The sequence below is a fragment of the Arthrobacter sp. zg.Y820 genome (genome assembly GCF_030125555.1).
Lineage (GTDB): Bacteria > Actinomycetota > Actinomycetes > Actinomycetales > Micrococcaceae > Arthrobacter_B.
The window spans coordinates 85,607-97,418 of record NZ_JASKLX010000014.1 but is presented as its reverse complement, the minus strand read 5'-3'; the positions used below and the strand labels follow the sequence as shown (position 1 = coordinate 97,418).

Here is an 11,812-nt window from a genome sequence, read left to right as displayed (position 1 = left end):
GGCCCGGCCAGGGAGGAGACAGTGCCTGAAGGAGATACCGTCTGGCGGGCTGCCCGTGAGCTCAATACCGTCCTGGCAGGGCAGACCCTCACCCGGTGCGACATCCGCGTTCCCAAATTCGCGACCACCGATTTCTCCGGCCACACAGTTGCCGATGTCGTTTCCCGCGGCAAACACCTGCTGATCCGCTTGGACGGTTCAGGTGTGCCCGGTTCAGCTGTGGACGCTGCAGCGGCGCGGGTACCTGCAGGGCGGGCAGCTACGGGGCGGGCAACTGCGGGTTCTGCAGCTATGAATGCTGCGGACACCGGTTGGATCCTGCATTCCCACCTCAAGATGGAAGGGTTGTGGCACGTCTACAACCGCGGCGAGCGGTGGCGGCGGCCGGCGTTCAAGGCCCGCTGCATTTTGGAGACGTCGACTAAGCAGATTGTCGGCTTTGACCTCGGTTTCCTGCGGGTCCTTCCCCGCAGCGAAGAGGACGACGCCGTCGGGTACCTCGGGCCGGATCTGCTCGGTCCGGACTGGGATGCGTCCGAAGCCCTGCGGCGAATCCAATCGGTTCCCGAACGGCCCATCGGCCTGGCGCTGCTGGACCAGCGCAATCTGGCCGGGATCGGCAACGTCTACCGGTGTGAAATCTGTTTTCTGGCCGGAGTCCATCCGCTGACACCTGTGGGGGAGGTCCCCAATCTGCAGCGCATCATTGATCTGTCCAAGCGGCTGCTCGAAGCCAACAAGGCCCGCAGCCGCAGAATCACAACCGGCAACATGGGACGAGATCCGCTGTGGGTCTACAACCGCGAGACCCGCGGCTGCCTGCGGTGCGGAACGAAGGTTGCCCACGAACTGGTCGGAGACAATGCCTTGGAGTTGCGGGATCTGTATTACTGTCCGCATTGCCAACCCGTCTCCGGTACTCGGCCCGCCTAACTGTAACTCGCCGGTCCCCCACCGGTCCGTGGCCGACGGCCCGCCTACCCCCCCCCGCCTAGCCCCCGCCGGTCACCGGCCGGTCCGCGGCCGATCCGCGGCCGATCCGCGGCCGGTCCGCGGCCGATTCCCCGCAAACCGTACTCTGAGCCGGCACACCGTACTATGAGCCGTATGGACCCTTCCTCCCCTTCCGGAGTGACAGGCTTCTGGTATCCGACCCGGCCGGAACAGGAGCCCGCCCGGGCCGTGCTCAATACGCTGCGGGACTACCGCTCTGCGGAACAGGAAATGCGCCGGCGGACACGCGAAGAGCTGGGCATCAATGAGAAAGACATGCAGGCGCTCCGGCATTTGATGCGTGCCCACCAGCAGGGAGTCGCTCTTGGGCCAACGGACTTGAGCCGTCTGCTCTCCATCTCCACCGCGTCCACCACTGCTCTGATCGACCGCCTTGTCAGCAGCGGGCACATTGAGAGGCGGCTGCACCCCACCGATCGACGGGCGCTGGAACTCGTCCCGACTGAGAAGTCGGACACGGAAATGCGGGAGTTTCTTGGTCCGATGCACGAGCGCATGATGGCGGTAGCCGCCTCCCTGTCGCCGGAGGAAGCGGAGATCATTGCCGGGTTCCTCCAGCGGATAACCGACGCCCTGGACGAAAAAACCGTCATCTGCGCTGCACCCCACACCCCGCTTTCCTGAACCCTCCTGACTGACCCGCACCGGCCCGCTAACTGGCCGGTGCCCCGGATGGACGGTGAGCTGGCCTCCTGCGCCCGGTGCCGTCGTCGGCCGCCCCCTTCCGCACTCGGTAGTCTTGAAGGGTGATGTCATCTCCCCTTCCCGTGCGCAACGGCGTGAACGCGACCCGTCTGCGGCTGCCGGTTGAAGGCCCGTGGGAAACTGCGATGGACTACGTGCTCTCCCGCTTCGGCCACGTGGATCCGGACGGAATAGTGGACCGGTTCACCCGGGGCGAGGTCGTGGGCCTGGGCGGCATTCCCCTGACCCACCGCACCCCCCTGAACGAGCACACGTTCATCTGGTACTACCGGGAGTTGCCGCCCGAAAAACGGCTGCCGGTGGACATCAACATCCTGCACCAGGACGAGGACCTGTTGGTTGTCGACAAACCGCACTTCCTGCCGACTACGCCCGGCGGGATGTACGTGGCTGAATCGGCATTGGTCAGGCTTCGGGTGCAGCTGGACATTCCCGACCTCATTCCCATGCACCGGCTGGACCGGATGACTGCAGGCGTACTGCTCTTTTCGACAAATCCGAAAACCCGCGGAAAATACCAGACGCTGTTCGAAAAACGCCGCATCTCCAAGGAGTATGAGGCAGTAGCACCGGTGCGCACCGATCTGGAGCTGCCGCGGATCGTGCGCAGCCGCATGATCAAGTCACGCACTTATTTGCTGGCGCAGGAGGTGGAGGGCGAGCCGAATGCGGAAACGCGTGTCGAGCTCCTGGAAGCGCACGACGGCGTGGGCAGGTACCGATTGCAGCCCCACACCGGCAAAACGCACCAACTTCGCGTGCACATGGCCTCGCTGGGAATCGGCATCCTGAACGATTCCTTTTACCCGGAGCTGCTGCCCCAGGCGCAGGATGACTACTCTCGGCCCCTGCAGCTGCTCGCCCGCTCGGTGGAGTTTGTGGATCCGTTGACGAAGCGGCCGGTGCAGTACCAGAGCGGTCTTTCCTTGGCCTTCGCGCCGGGGGCCTAAGCGGCCCCGATCATCTCCAAAACGACCGGCCGCGGGGACCGCACCTGCAGCCTTTCGGCAGGTAAGGAATTTCTTCCCTGTTTAGGGTTGCCAATGGGTAGGCTGGATGCAAACGTCCAGGGCAGTGCCCGCGGACGCTCTCCCCAGGGAAGGACCCTGATGAATCCGCCGTCGAAGCCGTCCGCACCGCAGCCCGGCCCGGAGACGCAGCGCGGTCCGGTGGAGCAGCGTCGTCCGGATGCGCAGCACGGCCCGGAGGACCTGAACGCTCCGGATGCTCAGCACCGTCAGGATGCACAGTCCTTTCCCGATCCGCAGGGGGTTCCGGATCCGGCCCCTCCGCTGCGAGGCACCAGCGGAAAGACAGCTCCGAAACGGCTGGTGAAGCCAGCGGAGCCGGCACACCTGCCCAAACTGACGCCGCTGCCCAAACCGAAACGCGGACCCGCAGGAAGGCCGGCTGAACTGCAGCGCGGGGGAACGGCGCCGGATAGGTCCGAAGGCGTGTCTGATCCTGCGGCCACCGGCACGGTGAACCCGCCGCGGTCACCAAGGTCAGGCCGGGCTGCCATCCCGGTCCGGCTCATCCGCCGCGTCGCCGTGTCGGCAGCAACCGCAGGGGCGGTATGGTCCACGGCGTTCACAGTGAGTGCGGACAATGAATCGGCCGCCGCCCGCCTGCAGGGAGCCCTGGACCCGACGGGATCGCTGCTCGCTCCCGCAGCGATGGTGTGGTGGCTCTGGTTGCCGATAGTCGCAGGATGGCTTGCATACGCCGTCTACCAATGGCTTCCACGACAGCGCACCAATTCGCGGCACGATTGGTTTGGCTGGCTTGTCCTGGCAGCCGAATTAGTGGCGTTCGGCTGGCTGCTGGCCGTTTCGGCCGGAACGGCAGCAGGTGTGCTGGCGGTCGCGGTCGCCCAGGTAGCACTGGGGCTGCTGTGCATTCACCGGAGCAACAGCATTCCGCCGGCAACCCGGACGGAGGGGTGGTTGGCCGATGTCCCCCTCGGACTGTTTTTCGCCGCGGGCATCTTCTCGCTGACCACATCCGCTGCCCACATCCTGACCACCACGAACGCGGATCTGGCCGGCTGGGGCGGTGTCGCCTGGGCCCTGATCGGACTGGTGACGGTGACCATGGGCGTCATAGTGGTCTGCATGACGGATCGCGGTCACCTGGCCGTGGCGGTGGCCGCAGCCTGGGGGCTGTCCTGCGTGGCTTTGGAACGGCTGGCAGGCACGCCGGGATCGATGGTTATTGGTGCTGCGGCCGCAGGCTCCGCCTTCCTTGTATTGCTCTCGGCCGGATCCCGCCGCCATCAGGTGGACCATGAAAGACGGTGGAACGAACGTCACCCCCAGCAGGAACAGGAAGCCGAGCCGCCAGCGGAGGAAGAAGCGTAGGCCGTGGCCCGGAAGGAATACTCCGGCATCCGTGTTCGTTGCCGCCGGGTATGAAGATCATCGGCGTGGAAAAGTTTGGCGGCCCGGAGGCCCTGACCGTATTGGACGTTCCCGAGCCCCATGCCGGGCCGGGCGAAGTGCGCATCCGGGTCAAAGCAGCGGCAGTGAGTCCGACGGACACCGTCTTGCGCAGCGGAGGGCAGGGCAAGGGACACCTTGAATTCCCGGCGATTCCCGGCATGGACGCGGCAGGAATCATCGACGAATCGAACGACGCCGGCGGGTGGGAGATCGGCGACAAGGTCATGTCCATCGCCCTGCCACTGGGAGCGCACCGGGGAGCCTATGCGGAGTATTTGGTGGCGCCTGCCGATTCGCTGGCACGTATTCCGGCGGGTAGGGATTTCGCGGAGGCATCCACACTGCCCATGAACGGGCTGACGGCGGTGCAGACCCTCGAGAAACTGGGTCTGCAGCCGGGACAGTCACTCGCGGTGACTGGTGCGGCCGGAACCCTGGGGAACTACCTCGTGCAGCTGGCCAAGCAGGCGGGCTTGGTGGTTGTGGCCGACGCCGCCGAAAAGGACCGCACGCTGGTCTCCGATCTGGGACCGGACTACGTGGTGGAGCGCGGTGACGGCGTCGCGGAGCAGGTCCGTGAGCTGTTCCCGGACGGAGTCGACGCCGTCGCCGATGCCGCAGTGATGAATGAAAAGGCCGTCTCCGCGGTGAAGGACGGCGGCGGATTCGCCACTTATCGGTGGTGGCAGCAGGACCCGGGCCGCGGCATTACGGTGCATGCCATTGCCGTCCGGGACGAATACCATTCGGGCCAAAAGCTGGAGGCGCTCCGCCGCCTCGCTGAGGACGGCACACTGACCCTCCGGGTGGCTGATCGGCTGTCGGCGGACAAGGCTGCCGAGGCGCACCGCCGACTCGAAGCCGGCGGTGTCCGCGGCCGGTTGGTCCTGCTCTTCTAGCCCAGTCGGGCCTTCCAGCCCGGTCGGGTCTTGCAGCCGAGTCGGGTCAGAGCGAAACCCATCGGCCCCGCTGCCGCCGCAGGACACGCAACCGCTCTGCCTCGGCGACACCGTCCACGGCGTGACGCATATTGGCTGCAGCGCGCTTCGCCTGGGAGTTCTCCAACGACCATTCATTGTCGGGAACCATGAACCGCAGGGTGATGCGCGGTATGCCGCTGACGATATCGAGCTGGTTGGCTTCGACATGGTGGCTGGCGGCCACCGCGGCAACTGCCGTCTCCATCACCGCTTCAGGCCGGATGCCGGGCTTCAGCCCCGTGATGTTCAGCTGGGCTCGAAAAGAAGGCATAACCACAGGTTAGACGGTCCCTGCTATCTTCCCGGCCGGAGCAGCTCCTCAGAGTTCGCGGTTCTCCGGATCGAAGTCAGCGAGGGGATCCCCGCCAAGGTGCGCCGGGTCGTCGCTGCCGTCCTCTTCATCCGCAGAGGTGGGATCGTCGAAGTCGACGTCGAGGGCCGCTTCTCCAATGGTGGGGACCTCCGGAGGAACCTGGGAGTCCCCCTCCTCGAAGCGCTCTTCCGCGGTTTCGTCCCTCAGGGTCTGGTCCGACAGCGTGCCCGGTTCGTTCGCCAGCGGCTCTTCGTTCACCAAAGGGTCCTCCTGCCAACGGTCCGGATTGTCTTCCGCCGCCCCCGGATAGCTCAGGTCTTCGGGGTCAATGAACTCATCAGCGTTGCTCAGGTCATCAGCGTCCGCCAGATCGTCCAGCGGAACGTCGGCGACCTCGTCCGGAGTTACGACGTCGGCAAAATCGTCGGCCAGTGCGGGGTCGTTGCCCAGCTCGGGATCGGGAATGCTCTGCTCGTCCATCAACTCTGCCTTTCCGTCTGCGTGCGCCCGCCGTTCCCCCACGAATCGCAGCTGGGAGGTTCGGCAGACCTTTTTAGTAAGCCTACTGACATCCCGGTTCCAGCACCACCCGGACCGCTCCGGGGCAAAAAAGCCTCCTTGTTCCGCGCGTAATTTTAGCCATAAACCGCGGTATTTCGGGTCGAAATCCAATTACGTCACATTAGTTTGACGTAAAGGTCACCCTAAGTAAGGGTTGCCTGAGTTATCTACTCTAAAACCGAGGGAGTCGCAGTGACCTTGCTGCACCACACTGAAGAGCGCGCAGACCTGGCAGCGCAGGTCGAACTGGAAATGGCCGCCGCCAGCCACCTGTTCAACGCGCGGACCACCGGACGCTACACCGCCGACGTCGTTCAGGGCGTGAAGCTGGTGGCGGCGACGGTCGCTGGGACCACCAAACCGTTCACGGGAACCACTCCGGCACAATTGGCACCAACCGTGGACGGCATAGACCTGGAGTCACCGCTGTCGAACACCGCAGCAGCACTGCAGGAACTTGCCGGAGCCTATTTGCAGGACGCTGTGTACTTCCACGACACCAAGTACGCGGCGCATCTGAACTGCCCGGTGGTTATTCCGGCACTCGTGGGCGAGGCGATCCTGTCCGCCGTGAATTCCTCGCTGGACACATGGGACCAAAGTGCAGGCGCCACGCTGATCGAGCGGCGCCTGATCCGCTGGACAACTGAGCGGCTGGGACTCGGCCCCGCCGCAGACGGCGTCTTTACGAGCGGCGGCACCGCCTCAAACCTGCAGGGCCTGCTGATCGCCCGAAATTCCGCCGTATCCAAACTGCGGCTGGATCCGCGCCACGAGGGCCAGCGGCTTCCGGCACTGCTGGACGGCCTCCGTATTTTCACTTCAGAGGCCAGCCACTTCAGCATCTCCAAGTCCGCATCGCTTCTGGGACTGGGGTACGACGCCGTCGTGCCCGTTCCGTGCGACTCTTCCCGCCGGATGGATCCCGAGGCCCTGCGTGCGGCCCTGGAGACCAGCATCGGGCGCGGCGAAACTCCGATGGCCATAGTTGCCACCGCCGGCACCACCGACTTCGGCAGCATCGACCCGCTGTCCGCCACCGCGGCCCTGGCCCGCGAGCACGACACCTGGCTGCATGTGGACGCCGCCTACGGTGGCGGGCTCATCACCTCCCTGCGGCACCGGCACCTGCTGGAGGGCATCGATGCCGCCGATTCAGTCACCGTCGACTTCCACAAGACGTTCTTCCAGCCCGTTTCCTCCAGTGCGCTGTTGGTGCGCGACACCGCGATGCTCGGGCATGTCACGTTCCATGCGGATTACCTCAATCCGGAAAGCGCCGCCCGGGAACTGGTTCCGAACCAGGTCGACAAGAGCCTCCAGACCACTCGGCGGTTCGATGCGCTGAAACTCTGGCTCACCCTGCGGCTCATGGGTGCCGACGGCATCGGGCTCCTTCTCGACGCGGCCGTGGACCTGGCCGCCGACGTTTCCGGCATCCTGTCCGCCGATCCCGACTTCGACCTCGCGGCACCGGCACAGCTCAGCACCCTGGTGTTCCGCTACCTTCCCGCCGGCGTGGATGCCGACACCGCCGACGCCATGAACCAGCGCATCCGCAAGGACATTTTTGCCTCCGGCGAAGCAGTGGTTGCCGGAACCACGCTGGGCGGCCGCCACTACTTGAAATTCACCCTGCTTAACGCCGAAACCACGCTCGAGGATGTCAGCGAAATCCTTGCGCTGATCCGCACCGCCGGAGACAACTACCTGGCAGGAGCCGCCGCATGAACCCCCCTGCCCCCTTCGACTCTTCCCTCCCGGCACCGTCAGCTTCTCCGGCACCGTCAACTTTCCCGGCACCCTCAACTTCTCCGGCAGCCTCCGCGCCGCCGCAGGGGCACGTGTACGACGCCGTCGGCATCGGCGTCGGGCCTTTCAATCTGGGACTCGCCGCACTCACGGAGCCGATAGCCGATTTGGACCTGGTGTTCGTCGACCAGCGGCCCGGCTTCGACTGGCATCCGGGAATGATGCTGGACTCCGCACACCTGCAGGTCCCCTTCATGGCGGATCTGGTCACGCTGGCCGATCCGACGTCGCCCTATTCGTTCCTGAACTTCCTGAAGGAAACCGGACGGCTGTACCGCTTCTACATTCGGGAGAACTTCTATCCGCTCCGGGCCGAGTTCAACGCCTACTGCCAGTGGGTGGCCGATGCGCTGCCCAACGTGCACTTCGGCGAGCGCGTGGCCCGGGTGCGGTACGACGACGGTGTGTACGCGGTGCACACCGACGGTCCCGGCGGACCCCGGATCCGGCTCGGCCGCCGCCTGGTCCTGGGCACCGGAACATCCCCGCACATCCCGCCCGCAGCCCGCGGCATCACCGACGCCGGAGGCCTGGTGCTGCACAACGCCGACTATCTGGCACGGAAGGCCGAGCTGCAATCCCGCTCGAGCATCACGGTGGTCGGCAGCGGCCAGAGTGCCGCGGAGATTTACCTGGATCTGCTTCAGGATCTGCCGGCTCACGGCTACGAGCTGAACTGGGTGACCCGGTCGGGGCGCTTCTTCCCGCTGGAGTACACCAAGCTGACCCTGGAAATGACGTCCCCGGAGTATGTGGACTACTTCCACGCCCTTCCGGAAACCACCCGGGACACTCTGGTGGCCACCCAGAAGAACCTTTACAAGGGCATCGATTCCGAGCTGATCAACGAAATCTACGACACCCTGTATGCACTGAGCCTGAACGGAGAACCCCGGACGCGGCTGCTGACCCACATGGAGCTGCGCGCGGCCCGCTATCATCCGGAAACCGGCCGGCACACCCTGGAACTGCACCACGATGAACAGGACCGGGGGCACCTGCTGGAGACCGACGCCGTCGTCCTCGGCACCGGCTACTCCTACCGGGAACCGGAGTTCCTGGCCGGAATCGGCGAGCGCCTCAAGCGCGACGCCGCCGGCCGGTTCGATGTGGACCGCAACTACGGGATCGGCACCGCTGCGGGCGAGATCTTCGTCCAGAATGCCGAGCTGCATACCCACGGCTTCGTCACCCCCGACCTGGGGATGGCCGCCTACCGGAACTCGATCATCATTCGGGAGATGCTCGGTCGCGAGCACTACCCCGTGGAGCGCAGCATCGCCTTCCAGGAGTTTGGCGTGCCTGCCGGAGCGAGCTCCCCCGCAAGTTCCACTGCAGGCCCCCCAGCAGCGTCCCTTGCAGCCTCCCCTGCGGCCTCCCCCGCAGCCTCCCCCGTGCGGCAGCCCGACGGCGACCGGGTGTCGGCATGAACTTCACGATCGTTCCGGTGGATGCCGCCCGTGACGCACCCCTGCTGCACGACTGGATGGCCCGCGACTACGCCCGCTTCTGGGGCATGACCACTGCCTCGCGTGCGGAGGTGGAAGCCGAATACACCCGGATAGCCGAAGACCCGCATCACCATGCCTGGCTGGGACTGGAGGACGGCACACCGGCGTTCCTGATGGAATCGTACGCCCCGGCACACTCGCCGCTGGCCGGACTCTATGAAGTGCGGCCCGGAGACACCGGCATGCACCTCCTCGTGGGCCCGGCAAAACAGCCGCGGTCCGGATTCACCACGGCGGTGTTCCGCACCGTCCTGGATTTCCTCTTCGCCCAGGAGCGCACGCAACGCATTGTCGTGGAGCCGGACGTCCGCAACACCAAAATCGCCGCGCTGAATGCCCGGATGGGCTTCGTACCGGCCAAGACCATCTCCCTTCCGGACAAGGACGCCCTGCTCAGCTTCTGCACCCGCGGGGATTATGCCCGCAGCCGTCAGTCTGCCGACGCCGCCGTCCCCGCCGCACACCCCACCGACGCTGTTTCAGGAGTTGCCCCGTGACCATGATCTTTTCCAACACCACATCTGACGCCATCGACTTCCCCGCGGAAGCCCCCGCCGGTTCGACGACCGCACACCTGACACCCGAGCGGTGGGCCACGGCAAACCGGCACCTGATCCGCAAGGCGCTGGCGGAGTTCTCGCACGAGCGCATCCTCGCCCCGGAACCGGTCAGCCCGGCGGCAGACACCGCGGCCGCACCGGCGACGACACGGGCGTCGGCAGTCATGGCCGCAGGACCGGCACGGGCCACGGAGGCCGCCTACCGTCTGGTGTCCGACGACGGCGGTGCCGAGTACCGCTTTGCCGCCCGGCTGCTTGAACTTGACCACTGGTCGATTCCCGCCGCGAGCATCCAACGGTTTGCCGGAGGAACTGAAACGTCGCTGGACGCACTGGTTTTCATCACCGAGTTCTCCGCCACGCTGGGCATCAACGACCAGATGCTGCCCGTCTACCTCGAGGAAATCAGCAGCACGCTGGCCTCCCACGCCTTCAAGAATTACCCGGGTGCGCCGTCGTCGGACGCACTGGCCCGCGGAGCCACCAAGGGCTTGGATCCCGCCGCCGATTTCCAGGCGGTTGAGCGTTCCATGATCGAGGGACATCCCTGCTTTGTTGCCAACAACGGCCGGCTCGGCTTCGGATCGGACGATTACCTCGCCTACGCACCGGAAGCAGGAGCTCCCGTGCATCTGGAGTGGATCGCCGTCCGCCGCGACCGCTCCGTCTTCACCTCCCTCCCCGGCCTGGATTACCGGACCCATCTGGAGAACGAGCTGGGTGCCGCCGCCGTCGCCGGCTTTGACGCCCGGCTGGGGAGCCTCGGAGCCGATGCCGCCGATTACCTGTACATGCCCGTCCATCCGTGGCAGTGGACCAATAAGCTCACCGTGACCTTCGCGGCGGAAATTGCGCAGGGGCATCTGGTGCATCTGGGAACCGGCGACGACATGTATCAGGCGCAGCAGTCGATCCGGACGTTCTTCAACCGGGACCGGACGGACCGGTGCTACGTGAAAACGGCACTGTCCGTGGTGAACATGGGCTTTATGCGCGGCCTCTCCCCCGAATACATGCTGGCAACCCCGGCCATCAACGACTGGCTGGACGGCCTGGTCCGAAACGACAAAACCCTGCAGGCGGCCGGTTTCAGCATCCTGCGCGAGAATGCCGCAGTCGGCTACACGAACCGCTATTTCGAGGCCGGCTCCCCCAAGGGCTCGGCCTACCGCAAGATGCTCTCCGCCCTGTGGAGGGAGAGTCCTCTCGAACGGCTGGACAGCGGTGAGCAGCTGGCCACCATGGCCTCCCTGCTGCACACCGATGCCGGCGGCCGGCCGCTGGCCTCAGCGCTGATCGAGCAGTCCGGACTCGGCGCCCAGGCGTGGTTGGAGCAGTATCTCCGGGCCTACCTGGTGCCTCTGTTGCACTGCTTTTATGCCTATGAACTCGCCTTTATGCCGCACGGCGAGAACCTGATCATGGTGCTCCGGAACGGAGCAGTCCAGCGGATGATCATGAAGGACATCGCTGAGGAAATCGTGGTGATGGGCGACCGCACTCCCCTGCCGGAGGACTGCACCCGCGTGCGGATAGACATCCCGCAGGACGACAAGGTCCTCTCGATTTTCACCGATGTGTTCGACTGCATCTTCCGTTTCCTGGCGGCCCTGCTGGAGGAAGACGGGCAGCTGGAGACCGGCAAGTTCTGGGAAACCGTGGCATCGCTGGTCCTGGAGTACCAGGACGCGCATCCGGAACTGGCAGCCGAGTTCGCCACCCACGACCTCTTCGCCGAAGATTTTGTCCTCTCCTGCCTGAACCGGCTGCAGCTGCGCAACAACCAGCAAATGCTGGACCTGAGCGATCCCTCGGGCGGGCTGCAGTTTTCCGGCCGGCTGGACAACCCGCTGGCACGCTTCCGCCGCTGACCCGCCGGTGACCCCGGTGCCCGGATTTCCCAGGTGCACCGGGG

Annotated in this window: 11 protein-coding genes; 9 read left to right on the top strand and 2 right to left on the bottom strand. The window is 65.5% G+C overall.

Features of this window, described 5'->3' with window-relative positions:
• Window positions 1–21: 21 nt before the first annotated feature.
• The 5 genes from QNN99_RS15935 to QNN99_RS15915 all read left to right on the top strand — a co-directional run bounded on the left by QNN99_RS15935 (window position 22) and on the right by QNN99_RS15915 (window position 5,059).
• Entirely contained in the window at window positions 22–933 is a 912-nt protein-coding gene (locus tag QNN99_RS15935; RefSeq protein WP_229967908.1) for a DNA-formamidopyrimidine glycosylase family protein, read from the top strand.
• A 174-nt stretch (window positions 934–1,107) separates the two neighbouring features.
• Window positions 1,108–1,638: a MarR family winged helix-turn-helix transcriptional regulator gene (locus tag QNN99_RS15930; RefSeq protein WP_229967907.1), complete on the top strand. Its 531-nt coding sequence runs from the start codon at window positions 1,108–1,110 to the stop codon at window positions 1,636–1,638.
• Between the two features lie 125 nt (window positions 1,639–1,763).
• Window positions 1,764–2,669, top strand: a complete 906-nt coding sequence (locus QNN99_RS15925) for an RluA family pseudouridine synthase (protein WP_229967905.1) — start codon at window positions 1,764–1,766, stop codon at window positions 2,667–2,669.
• A gap of 159 nt (window positions 2,670–2,828) precedes the next feature.
• Window positions 2,829–4,079: a TspO-related membrane protein gene (locus QNN99_RS15920; protein ID WP_229967903.1), complete on the top strand. Its 1,251-nt coding sequence runs from the start codon at window positions 2,829–2,831 to the stop codon at window positions 4,077–4,079.
• 65 nt (window positions 4,080–4,144) lie between these two features.
• Window positions 4,145–5,059 carry an NADP-dependent oxidoreductase gene (locus QNN99_RS15915; RefSeq protein ID WP_229967901.1) on the top strand — a complete coding sequence of 305 codons (915 nt, stop codon included), beginning with the start codon at window positions 4,145–4,147 and terminating at the stop codon, window positions 5,057–5,059.
• 46 nt (window positions 5,060–5,105) lie between these two features.
• Here QNN99_RS15915 and QNN99_RS15910 read toward each other — a convergent pair whose 3' ends face one another.
• On the bottom strand, window positions 5,106–5,411 hold the full coding sequence (locus tag QNN99_RS15910; protein ID WP_229967899.1) for a hypothetical protein: 306 nt from the start codon (window positions 5,409–5,411) through the stop codon (window positions 5,106–5,108).
• 48 nt (window positions 5,412–5,459) lie between these two features.
• The gene (locus QNN99_RS15905; protein ID WP_229967897.1) at window positions 5,460–5,933 is read right to left on the bottom strand and encodes a hypothetical protein; all 474 of its coding nucleotides are present in this window, start codon (window positions 5,931–5,933) and stop codon (window positions 5,460–5,462) included.
• Window positions 5,934–6,266: 333 nt separating this feature from the next.
• On the opposite strand from QNN99_RS15905, the gene QNN99_RS15900 reads away from it, so the two are divergent.
• The 4 genes from QNN99_RS15900 to QNN99_RS15885 are packed head-to-tail and all read left to right on the top strand — an operon-like array spanning window position 6,267 to window position 11,768.
• On the top strand, window positions 6,267–7,745 hold the full coding sequence (locus QNN99_RS15900) for a pyridoxal phosphate-dependent decarboxylase family protein (protein ID WP_229968003.1): 1,479 nt from the start codon (window positions 6,267–6,269) through the stop codon (window positions 7,743–7,745).
• Entirely contained in the window at window positions 7,742–9,256 is a 1,515-nt protein-coding gene (locus tag QNN99_RS15895) for a lysine N(6)-hydroxylase/L-ornithine N(5)-oxygenase family protein (RefSeq protein WP_229967895.1), read from the top strand. The genes QNN99_RS15900 and QNN99_RS15895 overlap by 4 nt, the downstream gene beginning before the upstream one ends.
• On the top strand, window positions 9,253–9,834 hold the full coding sequence (locus QNN99_RS15890) for a GNAT family N-acetyltransferase (protein WP_229967893.1): 582 nt from the start codon (window positions 9,253–9,255) through the stop codon (window positions 9,832–9,834). The genes QNN99_RS15895 and QNN99_RS15890 overlap by 4 nt, the downstream gene beginning before the upstream one ends.
• A gap of 2 nt (window positions 9,835–9,836) precedes the next feature.
• The gene (locus QNN99_RS15885; RefSeq protein WP_229968001.1) at window positions 9,837–11,768 is read left to right on the top strand and encodes an IucA/IucC family protein; all 1,932 of its coding nucleotides are present in this window, start codon (window positions 9,837–9,839) and stop codon (window positions 11,766–11,768) included.
• Window positions 11,769–11,812: the final 44 nt, after the last annotated feature.

Excerpts from the sequence above, each read along its gene's own strand:
- QNN99_RS15930 (WP_229967907.1), top strand. The coding sequence starts at position 1,108 with ATGGACCCTTCCTCCCCTTCCGGAGTGACAGGCTTCTGGTATCCGACC.
- QNN99_RS15925 (WP_229967905.1), top strand. The coding sequence starts at position 1,764 with ATGTCATCTCCCCTTCCCGTGCGCAACGGCGTGAACGCGACCCGTCTG.
- QNN99_RS15920 (WP_229967903.1), top strand. The coding sequence starts at position 2,829 with ATGAATCCGCCGTCGAAGCCGTCCGCACCGCAGCCCGGCCCGGAGACG.
- QNN99_RS15910 (WP_229967899.1), bottom strand. The coding sequence starts at position 5,411 with ATGCCTTCTTTTCGAGCCCAGCTGAACATCACGGGGCTGAAGCCCGGC.
- QNN99_RS15905 (WP_229967897.1), bottom strand. The coding sequence starts at position 5,933 with ATGGACGAGCAGAGCATTCCCGATCCCGAGCTGGGCAACGACCCCGCA.
- QNN99_RS15900 (WP_229968003.1), top strand. The coding sequence starts at position 6,267 with ATGGCCGCCGCCAGCCACCTGTTCAACGCGCGGACCACCGGACGCTAC.
- QNN99_RS15895 (WP_229967895.1), top strand. The coding sequence starts at position 7,742 with ATGAACCCCCCTGCCCCCTTCGACTCTTCCCTCCCGGCACCGTCAGCT.
- QNN99_RS15890 (WP_229967893.1), top strand. The coding sequence starts at position 9,253 with ATGAACTTCACGATCGTTCCGGTGGATGCCGCCCGTGACGCACCCCTG.
- QNN99_RS15885 (WP_229968001.1), top strand. The coding sequence starts at position 9,837 with ATGATCTTTTCCAACACCACATCTGACGCCATCGACTTCCCCGCGGAA.